This window comes from Streptomyces sp. Q6 (genome assembly GCF_036967205.1).
Taxonomy (GTDB): domain Bacteria; phylum Actinomycetota; class Actinomycetes; order Streptomycetales; family Streptomycetaceae; genus Streptomyces; species Streptomyces citrinus.
This window is the reverse complement of the sequence record NZ_CP146022.1, coordinates 274,506-288,866: the sequence shown is the minus strand read 5'-3', so window position 1 is coordinate 288,866 and position 14,361 is coordinate 274,506. Positions and strand designations below refer to the sequence as shown.

Genomic DNA, 14,361 nt, shown 5'->3' with positions numbered 1-14,361 from the left:
CCCGGGCGCAGGCCCGTTCTAGATGCTCTCCAGCAGGAGTTGGGAACCGGCGCTGATCAGCCCCGGCACGAGGAAGCGCAGCCGGACCCGGCGCAGGGTCTGCGGCTCGACCGTCAGCGTGGCGAGGGTGTCGCGCGGCACCGTGGGCCGGACGTAGACGGTCCTGATGGTCTCCGGCGCGTCGTCGACGGACAGGCCCAGGGCGCCGTTCCAGGTGTTTCCGGGTACGTCCACGGGGCCGGTGATGTTGGACCCGAAGGTGAGCCGCACGGTGCGCGGCAGGGTGCTCCGGTTGCGCAGCTTCAGCCCGATGTCGTACCACGAGCCGTAGTTGCCCCAGCTGCGCTGGGAGGAGTCGGCCAGGGCCGCGGTGGCCGGAGCCGTCTGGTCGAGGGATGCGACCTGTCGTCCCGTCACGTTCACGGCGAGCCCCAGGTGGGCGCCCGGGGCGGGGACGTCGACCAGCGAGGTGCCGGCGTTCCAGTAGGAGGACGCGTAGACGCCGGACATGCGGCCGTAGGTGGTCGGCGTCTGCGGCTTGGTGTTGCCGGGCGCGCCGGCCGCGTCGTCCAGGGCGTAACGGATCGCCGTGTCGGTGCTGCCGTCCAGGGTGACCACGGTGTACGTGTGCACCCCCGAGCTCGCGGTGACCTCGAACAGCCCGTCCATGATGCTGCCGTTCATGGGCACGCATGCCGCCTCGACGAAGGCGCCCGGAGCAAGGTCCCCGGGGGCGAGCCACTGGCGTGTGTCGCCGCTGAGCCAGTCGTGCGAGGTGGCGTAGCAGGGGCCGGTGCCGGCTCGGCTCGCCGGGTCCTGGACCAGCGGCTTGTCCTTGTTGGTCCAGATCGCTCCGCGTGCGCCGACCCGGGCGACGGCTGTCCCGGAATTGGCGATCAGCACGTGCAGGTACGCGTTCTGGCCCGTGCTGTTCTGGTGGTACAGGTACAGCGGAAAAGTGCCGGACAGGGCGTGGTCGCTGCCGCCCCGGGTGGTCGTGGTGCGGGCGTGCTGGGTGAGCCAGCCGGGGCCCGTGATGGTCTCCGGGTTGTTGGAGACCACGATCTCCGGACCCGTGTACGCGCCCGGCAGCGGGTGCAGCAGCTCGCGCACGACGATCGGGCCCGGAGCCGTCGGGGTGCCGAGCGTCCAGGCGTCCTCCGCGAATCGGGCAGTGGTCCGAGCCACCGGAACTCTCTGAAGTGACTGGTCCGTACGTATTTCAGGCAGGTGGGTGGCTGCGGAAGCGGTTGACGTGCCGACCGCCACTCCGGCCGCTGCGAGGGGAAGCGCCTTGAGGAGCGTGCGGCGGGCGGGCGAAGTCGCCATGGGGGAGGGGTCCTTCCGTAGAGGTGACAGGCGGTATCAACGCATGCGGAGGCGCTTGCCACAAGAGGTACGGCGCGGATTCCCGCTGTCGGCGACATGGGATGGCCGGCGGCGGCAGAGGAGAACAGGAGGTTGAGGGGTTGACGAACGGACAGTCCGTCAGCACACTCAACTCGGCAAGTGGTACGGACCACTTTCTCTCTCTAGTGCTGCACAACCCTGGATCTCCCTGGGCGTTGAACCCGCCCAGACTCTCCCTAGGAGCCCCATGCCCTCCTTCAGAGGTCTTCGCCTCGTCGCGGCCGTCGCTGTCGTCGGTTCGCTCACCACCGCCTGCGGCCTCGGTGGCTCGTCCGATGAGACCGGCGGCTCGTCCGCCTCCGGCAAGGGGCCCCTCAAGGGCACCGTGACCTTCGAGACCCTTCAGTTGAAGCCGACCTTCACGAAGTACGTCGAGGGCGTCATCGGCGACTTCGAGAAGAAGAACCCGGGCGTCAAGGTCAAATGGATCGACATCCCCTTCCAGGGAGCGCAGGAGAAGCTGACCGCGGACGCGGGCGCGGGCACCCTGCCGGACGTCGTCAACCTCAACCCGCAGTTCGCCCAACCCCTGGAGAACAAGGGCCTGTTCGTCGACATGGACAGCGCGGCCGCGAAGATCAAGGGCGACTACGTCCCCGGAGCCTGGAAGGCGTTCACCGTCCCGGGCCGCCCCGGCTCGTACGGCATTCCCTGGTACCTCACCTCCGAGGTCACCATGTACAACAAGGGCCTGTTCAAGAAGGCCGGGCTGGACACGGCCAAGCCGCCGACCACCTTCGACGACCTGCTCGCCGACGGGAAGGCGCTCTCCGAGGCGGGCAAGGGCTCCTTCTACGGCATCCACCCCGCCCTGGAGAACCGCTTCATCACCGACCTGGCGAAGCAGGGCGTGCCGCTCCTTGACGCCGACGGCAAGAAGTGGACCTTCAACACGCCGGAAGCGGCCGCCTACTTGGCGAAGCTCGTCAAGGCATACAAGGGCGGTGTCTACCCCAAGGACTCGCTGACACAGGACCACAGCAAGGAGACAGAGGCCTACCAGGCGGGCAACATCGGCCTGTTCCCCTCCGGCCCCAACTTCCTGACGATCATCAAGCAGAACGCGCCCAAGATCGCCGAGGCGACCGGGGTCGGCCCGCAGATCACCGGCCCCGAGGGCATCACCAACATGTCGGTGATGGGCCTGCTGGTCCCCAAGGCGAGCAAGAACCAGCGCGCCGCCCTCGCCTTCGCGAGCTACATGGCCAACAGCAAGAACCAGCTCGCCTTCAGCAAGATCGTCACCGTTCTGCCCAGCGTCAGCAAGGCCCTCGAGAACCCCTACTTCACCGCCGAGGGTGACGGATCCGTCGACGCCCAGGCCCGCAGGATCTCCGCGGAACAGATCGCCAAGGCGCAGAGCCTGGTCCCGGTCCAGTACGACGACCGCGTCAAGCAGGCCGTCCTCGCCAAGATTCAACTCGCCCTCCAGGGCAAGCTCGGCCCCAAGAAGGCACTCGACGAGGCGGTCGCGGCCGCCGACGCCGTCACCGCCCACTGACCGGCGACGCACCGTCGCCTCCCGGTGGCCGGCGCGACACCCCCGCGCGCCGGCCACCCCTTCGCACCACACCCGAGGAGGAACCTGTGACCGGCCGACGCTGGTACGTCCCCTGGCTGTTCCTGGCCCCGGCGCTCGCCGTCGCGATCACCTTCTTCATCGTCCCGTTCGGCAACACCGCCGTGCTCTCCCTCACCGACGCGAGCACACTCGGTGGCGGCCACTTCACCGGCCTCGACAACTTCCGAAGGCTGGCGCACGACGACCAGTTCTGGCTGTCGCTGCGCAACACCGCGCTCTATCTCGTCATCGTCGTCCCGCTCGTGGTCACCCTGCCGCTGCTCGTCGCGCTGCTCGTGCAGCGGCGCATCGCCGGCATCGGCTTCTTCCGCGCCGTCTACTACTCGCCCGTGGTCGCCTCCATGGTCGTCGCCGGACTCATCTGGTCCTGGCTGCTGTCCAGCGACGGCATGGTCAACTCCCTGCTCCGGGGACTGCACGTCGTCACGGAGCCGATCCCCTTCCTCACCGACGCGCATTGGCTGCTGGCCGGCGCGATGGCCATGACCGTGTGGAAGGGACTGGGCTACTACATGGTCATCTACCTCGCCGCCCTGGCCAATGTGCCGAGGTCCTTGCTGGAAGCGGCCGAGGTCGACGGCGCCGGCGCCGTTCGCAGGTTCTGGCACGTCACCGTTCCTCTGCTGCGGCCCACCATGATTCTCGTCGCCACACTCGCCGCCATCGCCTGCGCCAAGGTGTTCGCCGAGGTCTACACCCTCAGCGGCGGCAGCGCCGGGCCCGGCGGAGAGGCCCGCACCCTCGTCTACACGATCCGCGAGACCGGCCTGGGCCTCGGCGGCGAGGCGGGCTACGCGTCGGCGATGAGCCTCGCCCTGTTCGTCGCCACGCTCGGCCTGTCGGTCCTGGTCACACGGCTCAACTCCCGGGAGGAGCAGGCATGAACGCCACCACCGCCGCACCCGCGCGCCCCGCCGAAACCGGCGCGCCGACCGCACCGCGGCCGGTTCCGGCCCGCCCCCGCCGTTCGCGGCGCGCCCTTGCCGCTCTCGTCGTGCGCTACGTCCTGCTCGTCGCCGTCCTGCTCGTCACGGTCGGCCCCTTCCTGTGGCAGCTGTCCACCTCCCTCAAGGGAACGGGCGAGAGGGTCTTCGGCTACCCGCCGCAACTGCTGCCCCGCCACCCCACGTTGAGCCACTACGCCGACGTCGTCGACACGATCCCCGTCTTCAGGTACGGGCTCAACTCCCTGCTCGTCGCCACCGGCAGCGCCCTGTCCAACTGCCTGCTCGGCTCACTCGCGGGCTACGCGCTGGCGCGCATGAAGTTCCGCGGGCGCGCCCTCGCCGTCGGCATCTTCCTCGCCACCATGATCATCCCCTTCGAGTCCATCATGGTCTCGGAATTCCTGATGATGCGCTCCCTGCACCTCAACAACACCCTGCTCGGTGTCGCGCTGCCCACCGCCGTGACCGGTCTGTCCGTCCTGCTCTTCCGCAACGCGTTCCGCAGCCTGCCGCGCGAGGTGGAGGAGGCCGCTGTCCTCGACGGCGCGGGCGAGTGGCAGCGCTTCGTCCGGATCGCCCTGCCCTCCGTGCGCGGCACGGTGTCCGTCGTCGCCATCTTCAGTTTCGTCTTCTCCTGGGACGACTTCCTGTGGCCACTGATCGTGCTCTCCGATCCCGCCCACTGCACACTGACCGTCGGGATCCAGTACCTGTCGGGCACGTTCACCAATGATCAGCGCGTCATCGCGGCTGGCACCATGATTGCCGTGGTGCCGTTGCTGGTTCTCTTCTTCTGCCTGCAACGGTTCTTCTTCCGGGGCGTAGGCGAAGGGGCGGTCAAGGGATGACGACGACTCAGGAAGACGGCGCGGGCGCGCGTCCGGACGCCAAGGACGACACGCCAGGGGCGCAGGAGCGCAAGCACGAGACGCTCTACGCCGACCTGCTCGCGCTGATCGACGAGGGGCTCGACCCCCACAGCCCGCTGCCCAGCGAGCGCGAACTGATGCAACGGCACAGCGTCAGCCGCATGACCGTGCGCCGGGCCATGGAACGCCTGGTCCAGGAAGGGCGCGTCTACCGCGTCCAGGGAGCCGGCACGTTCGTCGCCGACCCCTCCACCATCAGCAAATCCCTGCGCCTGACCTCCTTCTCCGAGGACATCCGCGGGCGCCGCATGGTCCCCGGCAGCCGGCTCCTGCTGCTGGAGCGGACCCCGGCCGACCTCGCCTGCGCACGTGACCTGTTCGTCGCGCCCGGCACCCCCGTCGTCCACGTGGAACGGCTCCGCCTGGCCGACGACGAGCCCATGTGCCTGGAGAACGCCTGGCTGCCCGAGGAGGTCGTCCCCGGCCTCGCCGACAGCGGCGAACTCCATTCGCTGTACGACTGGCTCGACCGGTCGGGGGCCGCGCCCGAGCAGGCCGACCAGACCATCCGGGCGACCGTCGTCGACCCCCGGCAGGCCGAACTGCTCGGCGTTCCACCGCAGTTCCCGGCGCTCCAGGTGGAGCGCGTGACCCGCGACGTACGCGGCCGCGCCGTCGAGCGCGCCGTCAGCCTCTACCGCGCCGACCGCTACGACTACCGACTGACCATCACCAGGGAGCCACGACCGTGACCACCGTCCCTTCCACGCAACAGGAGGGCCCGGCGCTTCTCGGGGTGGACATAGGCGGCACGAAGTCGGCGGCCGTGCTCTTCGACGCGTCGTACCGGCCGCTCGCCCGGGCCACCGCCCCCACACCGGCCGGCGACGGCGCCGACGCCGTCCTCGACAACGCCCTCGCCCTGGCCGAGCGGATGATGGAGGCGGCCCGCGAACGCGCCCTGACGGTCGAGCACGTGGGGATCGGCACCGCCGGAGTGGTCGCCCCCGACGGCCGGCACATCGCGTCCGCCACCGACGCGCTGCCCGGCTGGAGCGGCACCCCCGTCGCCGACCTCGCGGAGCAGCGCCTGCGGCGACCCGTCCGCGTCCTGGGCGACGTCCAGGCCTTCCTGGTCGGCGAGTCGGCCGCCGGAGCGGCACGGGACGCGCGCCACGCGGTCGGGGTCATGGCCGGCACCGGCATCGGCGGCGCCGTCGCCGTGGGCGGGCACGTCCTCGTCGGACGTCGCGGCGCCGCCGGAAGCATCGGGCACATCCCCGTGGCCGCAGCCAGGGGACTGACCTGCCCTGCGGGGCACAGGGACACGTCGAGGCCGCGGCGTCGGGACCCGCGCTGGCCGCACGGTTCCCGGCCCGCGATCTGCGGGCCGTCGCCGCCGCCGCGCACACCGGCGACGGGCGGGCGCGCGCCCTGCTCGCCGAGGAGGCGCCGCCCTCGGCGAGGCACTGGCCGGAGTCGTCTCCGCCCTCGACCCCGACGTCGTGGTCGTCGCCGGCGGTGTCCTGGACTCCGGACCCTGGTATCTGGATGCGCTGCGCGCGGAACTGTCAGCGCACACCCTGCCGCTGCTGCGTGAGGTCCCGGTTCGCCCCGCGGTGCTCGGCGCCGACGCGGTCGCACTCGGCGTCGCGGTCCACGCCCTGCGGCGGCCTGTTCCGCCCCCCGTTCCCGGAGACGTCACGCCTGCTCACGCGTAGCCGGGGCCGGACAACCGCCCTGCGTGAGGCCCTCGGTCGCGTACTCCGTGGCACCCCCTTGTCCGACGCCACCGGCCCGAGCCGCCGGCATCGCCCGAACCCCCTCAGAGGAACCTCGTACATGAGCAGGAAACCCACGCGCTCCACGCCGGTGATCGCGCTGCTGCCCCTCGACGAACGGCCCGCCTGCGCCGCGCTGCCGGTCCAGGTCGCGGCCGTCGCCGGGGTCGACGTACGGACCCCGCCCCCGGCCTCGATGCCCGCGCTGCGCACAGCCGGGGACGCCGACGGCCTCGGCGACTGGCTGGAACGGGCCTCGTCCGACGCCGACGCCGCCGTGGTCAGTCTGGAGACGCTCGGACACGGCGGGCTGATCGCCTCCCGTACCGACGGGATCGACGCCGCCCGCGCGCTGCACCGCTGGAGCCCGGTGCGCCGCATCGCCGCGCACGGGGTGCCCGTGCACGCCGTCACGCTGGTCACCCGCACCCCGGACTCCGCCGACGCCATGGAGGAGCCGGACTACTGGGATCCGCACGGCCCTGGTCTGCACCGGCTCTCCGCCGCCCTGCACCGCGCACAGGAAAGCGCCCAGACGTGTCCGGTCGAGCGGGCCGACGCCCGCGCCGGCGTGCCCGACGCGGTCCGCGCGGACTTCCTCGGACGCCGGCTGCGCAACCACACGCTCAACCTCGCCGCTCTCGGCCTCGCCGCGGAAGGCGTCCTCGACACCCTCGTGATCGGCGCCGACGACACCGCCCCGTGGGGACTGGCCACCGCCGAACTGACCGAACTGCGCCGCTGGAGCGAGCGGTTGGAGATGGCCGGCCGGGTCTCGGTGCGCCCCGGCGCAGACGAGGCCACCACCACGCTCGTCGCCCGCACGCTGGGCCGGCTGCTCGGCGGCGGCCCGGTCTCCGTGCGCGTGGAAGCCGTCGACCCCGAGGGCCTCGCCCGCGTCGCACCGTACGAGAACCTGCCCCTGGGCGTCACCGTCGACGGGCAGATCGCCGCCTGCGGCGCCCGCGTCACGGACAGCACCGGTGCCGACCTACGGCTGCTGGTGCACACTCCGGACGGTGCGGGCGACTGGGCCGTGGCGCCACCCGCGCACCGCGCCCCGGACGCCGTCGCCCGCGCCCGCACGGTCGCCGAGCGGGCCGTGGAGCTCCTCGACACCGGGCACGCCGTCGCCGTCGCCGACTGCGCGCAGCCCAACGGCGCCGACCCGCTTCTGGCCGAGGCACTCGTCGACGTGGGTGCCGCCCACCGGCTGACCGCCTACGCGGGCTGGAACACCGCGGGCAACACCGTCGGGACGGCGCTCGCCCATGGGACGACGGCGGTCATGGCCCGCCGGGCCGGCACGTTCGACGAAGCCGCGCACCGGGCGCTCCTCGCGCACCGGTTCACCGAGGACTGGGGATACATGACGCGGGTGCGCGCATCGGCCCGCGCCTGCCTGAACAGCGTCCTGGGCCGTCACGACCACGTGCCCGACGGACATCCGGTCCTCGACGCGATCGCCGAGCAGCTCGGCGAACACCTCGCGTCCCTGCCCGAGTTCGGCCTGGCCGTCGACCCCGCGAGCGTCCGGCTTCCGTGGCGGCGCACGTTCGAGGTCGACTTCCGTCTCACCCCCGCCGCGGTCTCCGCGGCGCACCGGGACGTTCGCGACACGCACCGCACCGGTGAATCCAAGGAGCAGCGATGACCCCGCCCCCCGCCCGTCTCGAAGCCGACGTCGTCGTCGCCGGATCCGGGCTCGGCGCCGTCGCCGCGGCGTTGGCCGCCGCCCGGACGGGCCGCACGGTCGTGCTGGCGTCCCCCAAGCGGCGCCTCGGTGGCCAGGCCACCACGCAACTGGTTCCCGCCCTGGACGAGCACCCCCACGTCGAGACCGGGGGCGTCTCCCGCTCCTACCGGACCTTCCGCACCCTGATCCGAGCACGCTACGGCGGCGTCGCCAACCCGGGCGGTGGCTGGGTGAGCCGCCTGTGCTTCGAACCCGCGGCCGCCGAGGAGGCGCTGGAGGAGATGCTCGCGCCCCACATCGCGGGAAACCGCCTGACGGTGCTGCGTGCCGTCACCCCCGTCGCGGTGCACCAGGACGGCGACAGGATCACCGCGCTCGACCTGCGGGCAGCGGACGGCCGCGCCATCACCGTCGCCGGACGCGTGTTCTGCGACGCCACCGAGGCCGGTGACCTGTTGCCGTTGACCGGCACCCCCTGGGTCTGCGGCTCCGAAGGGCGTGACGCGTTCGGCGAGTCCCTCGCCCTGCCCGGCGCCGAACAGCCCCAAGCCGTCCAGTCGTGCACCGTCGGCTTCGTCGTGGAACGCCTGGCGGACGGCGAGGAACCGCCGCCCGTCGGCCCGGCACCCGAGGGGTACGAACACTGGCGCGACACCCAGCCGTTCACCCTCGACATCGCGGGCTGGGACGACCGCGCCCACCGCTACCGCGTGTTCCGCGAGGGCCCCGACGGGCACCTCCCGTTCTGGACGTACCGCCGGCTCCGGGACGCCGACACGCTGGGCGGCCGGGACGCCGCGCTCATCAACTGGGCGGGCAACGACTACGCCGGCGTCTCCTCTCTCGCAGCTCCGGCACACGTGTACGCCGAGGCCAAGCGGCTCTCCGCGGCGTTCCTGCACTGGCTGCGCACCGAGTGCCCGCGCGACGACGGCGGCACCGGACACCCGGAGTTCGTCCTCGCCCCGCATGTGACCGGCACCGACGACGGGTACGCAGAAGAGCCTTATCTACGGGAGTCGCGCAGGCTCCGCACGGCGCGGCCGATACGTCAGCAGGACCTCGAAGCCGTGCCCGGCCGTGCCCGCGCCCGGACCTTCCACGACTCCGGCGGTCTGGCCCTCTACCACATGGACCTGCACAGTCGCGTGGGGCATCCGCGCAGCGCCTACGCACCCACCGCCCCCTTCCAGGTGCCGCTGTCCAGCCTCGTCGCCCCCCGACCGGGCAACCTCCTGGCCGCCGCCAAGAACCTCGCGGCCACCCAGGTCGCGGCCTCCGCCTACCGCGTCCACCACGGCGAATGGGCGGTGGGCGAAGCGGCGGGAGCCCTCGCGGCCCAGGTTTGCGCCCGCGCCACCGACCCCGCCACGATCACCGGCGACCGCACCGAACTCACCCTGATGCAAATGCAGTTGACGCGCTTCGGGGTACCCATCGCCTGGACCCTCGACGTGCCCGACGACCACGTCCACTTCGTGCCGGTCCAACTGCTCGCGGCCGCGGGCGCCCTCGACGGAGACCGGTCCGGCGACCTCGACGTGCACCCCGACCTGCCCGCCACCCCCGAGTCGGTACGCCCCCTGCGCGCCGCGGCCGAACACCTGGCCGGCGTCCGGCTTCCCGACCCGCCCTCCGGAGCGACCTGGGCGCAGGCCGCGGCAGCTCTGTGGGCGGGCGTCGTCCCCACCCTGCCGGGCACGCCGGGGGTGCCCGCATGACCGACGAAAGGCATTCCGTGCGCTCCGTACCGGCACCGACCGTGACCCCCTCCCGCCTCGCCCTGCTCAAAGGCGGACTCATCGTCTCCTGCCAGGCGCTTCCGGGGGAGGCCCTCCACGGCCCCGACATCATGGCGAGGCTGGCCCGGGCCGCCGTGGAGGGCGGCGCGGTCGGCGTACGGGTGAACACACCCGCCGACGTGGCCGCGGTGCGGGCCGCCGTGGACGTGCCTGTCATCGGCCTGTGGAAGGACGGCGACAGCGGCGTCTACATCACACCGACCCTCGAACACGCCCGCCGCGTCGCCGCGAGCGGCGCCGACATCGTCGCCCTGGACGCGACCGACCGGCCACGCTCCGACGGGCGCACCCTGGCCGGGACGATCCGTACGCTGCGCGCCGAAGGCGTCATGGTCCTCGCCGACGTCGCCACCCTCGACCAGGGCCTGGCCGCCCAGCAGGCGGGCGCCGACGCCGTCGCCACCACCCTGTCCGGCTACACCGGCGACGCGCCCGCCGGTCCCGGCCCCGACTTCGGCCTGCTGTCCGCACTCGTCGCCGCCCTGACCGTGCCCGTGGTCGCCGAAGGCCGGATCAGCACCCCCAAGCAGGCCGCCCACGCGCTCGCCCTCGGGGCGCACACCGTCGTCGTCGGCGGAGCCATCACCCGCCCCGCCAGCATCACCTCCCGCTTCGTAGCCGCCCTGTCGCCGACCCGGCGCTCCCGCCCCTTGAGGAGGACCCGGCATGACCGTCCCCGTCCCCACCCCCGCGGATGTCGCCGAGACACCCGCCGACGCCGGTGTCTGCCACGTGGTCACCCACGTCCACTGGGACCGTGAGTGGTATCGCCCCTTCGAGGCTTTCCGTGCCCGCCTCGTCGAACTCGCCGCACGCGTCTGCGACGAACTCGACGACGGCCGCATGACGACGTTCCACCTCGACGGGCAGACCATCGTGCTCAGCGACGTGGCCGCCCTGCGCCCCGACCTCGCGGCGCGCCTGCGGGCCCACGCCGCCGCCGGACGGCTCACCGTCGGTCCCTGGCACGTCCTCGCCGACAACCAACTGGTCTCGGGCGAGAACCTGATCCGCAACCTGCTCACCGCCCGGCGCACCGCCCCCGGCGCCCTGGCGCGTGTCGGCTACTCGCCCGACGCCTTCGGCCACCCCGCGGACCTGCCCCGCCTCCTGAACGAGTTCGGCATGGACACCGCCCTGGTGTGGCGCGGCGCCCCCGACGGCATGGCCCGCTTCCGGTGGCGTTCACCCGACGGCAGCGAGGTCTTCGCCGTCAACCAGGGCTACCACGGCGCCGAAGTGCTGTGGGGCGACGACACCGACGCCGCTGCCTCGCGGCTCGCCGACTTCCTCGACACGGAACGCAAGCGGTCGCCCGCAGGCCCATGGCTCCTCATGAACGGCGGTGACCACCTCGCCCCCACCGATCCCACGCACCGCCTCGACGCCATCGCCGCCACCGGCTCCATGCGCGGGACCGCACTCCGGCACAGCGGTCTGGAGGAATTCTTCACGGAGGCACGGATCGCCGCCGACACGGCGCTCCTGCCGCTCATCGAGGGCGAACTGCGCCGCCCCGCGGGGTACTTGACCTTCATCCTGCCCGGCACGCTGTCTGCCCGGACGGACCTCAAGCGGGCCAACGCGGCCGCGCAGAACCTGCTGGAACGATGGGCCGAACCACTGCTCGCCCTGCACGCCCCGGACGACGCCACACTCCGCGCCGACCTCGACCACGCCTGGGAACTCCTCCTGCGCAACGCGCCGCACGACAGCATCTGCGGATGCAGCGTCGACGAGGTGCACCGCGAGAACGCCGTCCGCTTCGAACGTGTCACGCAGCTCGGCGAGCACATCGTGCTGCGCGCACTAGGGCGCGCGGGCATCGACGTACGCGTCCATGGAGACCCGGCCGAGGACCGGACGGATCTGGTCGTCCTCAACCCGCACCCCGATGCTGCCCACGACGTCGTCGAGACGGAACTGCTCACGGCTCCGGGACGGCACCCCGTGCAGGTGTGCACCGCCGACGGGGAACCGGTCCCGTTCGAGACGGAACCGCTCGGCGAGGAAACGGCGTTCGAGGCCGACCTGGACCTGCTGCCCGACTCCCGGGTGTCGCTGCGCCACGCACTGCGCCTGCGCACACCGCTGATCCCCGGCTTCGGCCGCTGTGTTCTCACCGTGCGGCTCGGTGACGCCCCTGCCGTGTCCGCCCGATTGGCCGATACGGGGGACGAGGGCATCGCCGCGCCCGACGGGGGTCTGCTGACCGTGGCCGACGACGCCTCGCTGAACTGGCTCCGCGCCGACGGAAGTTCCCTGACCGGCGTCGGCCTGCTCACCGACGGCGGCGACGCCGGAGACACGTACAACTACGACCCGCCCGTGCATGACACGACCGTCCGGCCCCGTCTGACCGGCGTCCGCGCCAAGGCGTCGGCGGTGCGCGAGGTCCTGGAGATCGAGGCCGTCCTCGACGTTCCCGCGGCGCTCGCCCCGGACCGCACGCGACGCGCGCAGGACCTCGTGGCCGTGCCGGTGCGCGCCACCGTGTCCCGCTGGCACGGCGACCCGCTGCTGCGCTGGGACATCGCGATCGACAACCGCGCCCGGGACCACCGGCTCCGGCTGCATCTGCCGACCGACCGGGGCGCGGACACCTGGACGGGAGACGGCCACTGGTCCTTGATCGAGCGTCCGGTCGCCCCCGATCTGGGCCCCCTGCCGCAGGACCGCGGCCACGAGGCGGTCTGCGGGTCGGCCCCCGTCCAGAGCCTCGGCGCGGTGGGCCACGGCGCGCACCGCACGGCGCTGTTCGCGCCGGGGCTGCCGGAGATGCGGGCCCTCGCGGGCTCGGAGACCGCCGGTGGCGGCGAGCAGGAGATCGTCGTCACGCTGCTGCGCGCGGTGGGCTGGCTCTCCCGCTTCGACCTGCGCAGTCGCACCACCGGCGCGGGGCCGATGCTCGCCACCCACGACGCCCAGCTGCCCGGCGCCCAACACTTCCGGCTGGCCGCCGCGTTCGGGCCCGCCGTGGCCGACGACGCCGACCTGTCGCGCCGCGCGGCCGCCTACCGTACGCCGATGCGTGCCTGGCAGCTCCGGCCGGACACGCGGACCGCTGCCGCGGAGGGCGCGGTCCGAGTCGAAGGTGCCCTGCTGAGCGCACTCAAGCTCGCGGACGACGGTTCGTGCCTGGTCCTGCGCCTGTCGAACCCGACGTCGACTCCCGCACAGGCCGTGGTCACTGCCCCGCGGGGCAGTCGCCTCGTACTGTCCCGCATGGACGAGAGCCCGACCGGCTCCCCGACGGAAGTGGTCGGCGACGCGGGCCACACGTGGCGTCTCGCCCCGTTCGCGACGCTGACCCTGCGGATCGAGAACGGGTGATGCTTTCGAGGACCCGCTCCCCCCACATCTCAGGGCCAGGCTGCGGCAGTGCACGCGCGCCGGCAAGAGCGCCTATCAGGAACCTGTCACTGCTACGTCAGTGATCTGTACGGTTCCCAGCGGTGTGCCGGGAGGCCTGGTCGGCGGTCTTGTCGGCACGCCGGACAGCGAGATCGTGTCCGTGACGGTGGATCTGGCCCTGTTCGCCGTGCTGTTCACCGACGGCATGCAGGTGGCGTTCCCGGGACTGCGCGCCCACTGGAAGAATCCGGCCTGCCCCTGGGCATGCCGCTGGCCTTCGTCGGCAGGGCGCTGGTGACGCATGAGGAGGTCCCACCGAAACTGGGCCAGTTGATGAACGTGGAGCGCGGGATCAACGACGGCCTCGCCCTGCCCGTCGCCCTCATCCGCATCGCGGGGGCCGCCCCCACCGCCGGGTATGCCGAGTCCGGCATCGCGATCGGACCGATGGGCCTCGTCTCGGTCGTCTCCGGACTTCTCGTCCTCCAGGCCGGCATTCCGCAGGGAGAGCACTGCGTCACCCGCTCCGCGACACTGTCCGCCTGTGTCGTCGTCCGGCATCGAGAGGACGGCGAAGACTGCCGGTCCACGGCAAGGTGCCGGACGTCGAAGCACGTCAATATGGCCCAGCAGGAACGGGGGCCGAGCCCTGGTGCCGGCCTTCGGAAGGTAGGGCCGGTGCTCGGGCGAGGATCGATCGCCGCCCCTGGAACCTGGAGTCGTCTTGGGCTTCGGGATGACCGTCCTCGCCGAGGTATGCGTACGACCGCGCTGAGGCGATGGTGAACCGTGTGCTCAGCACCCGAACCCGGGCGCGGTGGGCCTTGCCGGGGCGGGGCGTGCGTCCGCCCTGGACCAGGGCGCCCTGGCCCAGGGCGCGCTGTCGGGATCGGCGCAGGACGGGTCGGCTTCGCGGCCGC

General features: G+C 72.4%; 12 protein-coding genes and 1 pseudogene. 12 read left to right on the top strand and 1 reads right to left on the bottom strand.

The genetic code is table 11. From position 1 onward, the window contains the following. Positions 1 to 18: 18 nt before the first annotated feature. Entirely contained in the window at positions 19 to 1,188 is a 1,170-nt protein-coding gene (locus tag V2W30_RS01485) for a DUF3370 family protein (protein WP_338692936.1), read from the bottom strand. Between the two features lie 409 nt (positions 1,189 to 1,597). On the opposite strand from V2W30_RS01485, the gene V2W30_RS01480 reads away from it, so the two are divergent. The 12 genes and pseudogenes from V2W30_RS01480 to V2W30_RS01425 all read left to right on the top strand — a co-directional run bounded on the left by V2W30_RS01480 (position 1,598) and on the right by V2W30_RS01425 (position 14,227). Beyond that, on the top strand, positions 1,598 to 2,911 hold the full coding sequence (locus tag V2W30_RS01480; RefSeq protein WP_338692934.1) for a sugar ABC transporter substrate-binding protein: 1,314 nt from the start codon (positions 1,598 to 1,600) through the stop codon (positions 2,909 to 2,911). An 86-nt stretch (positions 2,912 to 2,997) separates the two neighbouring features. After that, positions 2,998 to 3,876: a sugar ABC transporter permease gene (locus V2W30_RS01475; RefSeq protein WP_338692933.1), complete on the top strand. Its 879-nt coding sequence runs from the start codon at positions 2,998 to 3,000 to the stop codon at positions 3,874 to 3,876. Continuing rightward, the gene (locus V2W30_RS01470; RefSeq protein WP_338692932.1) at positions 3,873 to 4,787 is read left to right on the top strand and encodes a carbohydrate ABC transporter permease; all 915 of its coding nucleotides are present in this window, start codon (positions 3,873 to 3,875) and stop codon (positions 4,785 to 4,787) included. Before V2W30_RS01475 ends, V2W30_RS01470 begins: the two co-directional genes overlap by 4 nt. After that, complete coding sequence (locus V2W30_RS01465) at positions 4,784 to 5,560, top strand: GntR family transcriptional regulator (protein ID WP_338692931.1); 777 nt, start codon at positions 4,784 to 4,786, stop codon at positions 5,558 to 5,560. Before V2W30_RS01470 ends, V2W30_RS01465 begins: the two co-directional genes overlap by 4 nt. Further along, positions 5,557 to 6,066, top strand: a pseudogene (locus V2W30_RS01460) (ROK family protein); the annotation flags it as partial. The gene V2W30_RS01465 and the pseudogene V2W30_RS01460, both read left to right, overlap by 4 nt. 52 nt (positions 6,067 to 6,118) lie before the next feature. Beyond that, a complete protein-coding gene (locus tag V2W30_RS01455) occupies positions 6,119 to 6,529 on the top strand; it encodes an ROK family protein (RefSeq protein WP_338703436.1) in 411 nt (136 codons plus the stop codon). Positions 6,530 to 6,650: 121 nt separating this feature from the next. Beyond that, positions 6,651 to 8,243: a DUF4127 family protein gene (locus V2W30_RS01450; protein WP_338692930.1), complete on the top strand. Its 1,593-nt coding sequence runs from the start codon at positions 6,651 to 6,653 to the stop codon at positions 8,241 to 8,243. Further along, positions 8,240 to 10,006, top strand: a complete 1,767-nt coding sequence (locus V2W30_RS01445; RefSeq protein WP_338692928.1) for an FAD-dependent oxidoreductase — start codon at positions 8,240 to 8,242, stop codon at positions 10,004 to 10,006. Before V2W30_RS01450 ends, V2W30_RS01445 begins: the two co-directional genes overlap by 4 nt. Next, positions 10,003 to 10,848 (top strand): N-acetylmannosamine-6-phosphate 2-epimerase, encoded by an 846-nt coding sequence (locus V2W30_RS01440; protein WP_338692926.1) that lies wholly within the window; start codon positions 10,003 to 10,005, stop codon positions 10,846 to 10,848. The genes V2W30_RS01445 and V2W30_RS01440 overlap by 4 nt, the downstream gene beginning before the upstream one ends. Next, positions 10,754 to 13,420 carry a hypothetical protein gene (locus V2W30_RS01435; protein ID WP_338692924.1) on the top strand — a complete coding sequence of 889 codons (2,667 nt, stop codon included), beginning with the start codon at positions 10,754 to 10,756 and terminating at the stop codon, positions 13,418 to 13,420. The genes V2W30_RS01440 and V2W30_RS01435 overlap by 95 nt, the downstream gene beginning before the upstream one ends. Positions 13,421 to 13,544: 124 nt before the next feature. After that, positions 13,545 to 13,739 carry a hypothetical protein gene (locus tag V2W30_RS01430; RefSeq protein WP_338692922.1) on the top strand — a complete coding sequence of 65 codons (195 nt, stop codon included), beginning with the start codon at positions 13,545 to 13,547 and terminating at the stop codon, positions 13,737 to 13,739. Further along, on the top strand, positions 13,706 to 14,227 hold the full coding sequence (locus tag V2W30_RS01425; protein ID WP_338692920.1) for a hypothetical protein: 522 nt from the start codon (positions 13,706 to 13,708) through the stop codon (positions 14,225 to 14,227). The genes V2W30_RS01430 and V2W30_RS01425 overlap by 34 nt, the downstream gene beginning before the upstream one ends. The last annotated feature ends 134 nt before the right edge of the window (positions 14,228 to 14,361 follow it).

Excerpts from the sequence above, each read along its gene's own strand:
- V2W30_RS01425 (WP_338692920.1), top strand. The coding sequence starts at position 13,706 with ATGCCGCTGGCCTTCGTCGGCAGGGCGCTGGTGACGCATGAGGAGGTC.
- V2W30_RS01440 (WP_338692926.1), top strand. The coding sequence starts at position 10,003 with ATGACCGACGAAAGGCATTCCGTGCGCTCCGTACCGGCACCGACCGTG.
- V2W30_RS01470 (WP_338692932.1), top strand. The coding sequence starts at position 3,873 with ATGAACGCCACCACCGCCGCACCCGCGCGCCCCGCCGAAACCGGCGCG.
- V2W30_RS01450 (WP_338692930.1), top strand. The coding sequence starts at position 6,651 with ATGAGCAGGAAACCCACGCGCTCCACGCCGGTGATCGCGCTGCTGCCC.
- V2W30_RS01480 (WP_338692934.1), top strand. The coding sequence starts at position 1,598 with ATGCCCTCCTTCAGAGGTCTTCGCCTCGTCGCGGCCGTCGCTGTCGTC.
- V2W30_RS01465 (WP_338692931.1), top strand. The coding sequence starts at position 4,784 with ATGACGACGACTCAGGAAGACGGCGCGGGCGCGCGTCCGGACGCCAAG.
- V2W30_RS01445 (WP_338692928.1), top strand. The coding sequence starts at position 8,240 with ATGACCCCGCCCCCCGCCCGTCTCGAAGCCGACGTCGTCGTCGCCGGA.
- V2W30_RS01435 (WP_338692924.1), top strand. The coding sequence starts at position 10,754 with ATGACCGTCCCCGTCCCCACCCCCGCGGATGTCGCCGAGACACCCGCC.